The 280-nt window shown below is 43.9% G+C and carries 1 protein-coding gene; it reads left to right on the forward strand.

Annotated elements, in window-relative coordinates; translation table 11 throughout:
- A partial coding sequence (locus tag DSOL_RS26500) for a transposase (protein ID WP_139314658.1) occupies positions 1-280 on the forward strand: 280 nt, incomplete at both ends.

The raw sequence follows: 280 nt of genomic DNA on the forward strand, positions 1-280 counted from the left end.
GTTCTCGACAGCTAAGCATTTATGCTCCTGGGCAGGGCTTACACCTACGAATAACGAAAGTGCCGGAAAGAAAAAGTCTGTTAGGATTTCAAGAGCTGGTTGTTACATCAAGCCACTTCTTGTCCAATGCGCTACTGCTGTGGTAAAGAGTGAAAAGCATCCTGAAATCCGTAACCGCTACTTAAACCTCAAAAAGCGTCGTGGACACAAACGGGCCATCATTACTATTGCACGTATGCTTCTTACTGCGATCTATATGATTCTTAAAAAGAAAGAGCCC

It is taken from the genome of Desulfosporosinus metallidurans, assembly GCF_001936615.1.
Classification (GTDB): domain Bacteria; phylum Bacillota; class Desulfitobacteriia; order Desulfitobacteriales; family Desulfitobacteriaceae; genus Desulfosporosinus; species Desulfosporosinus metallidurans.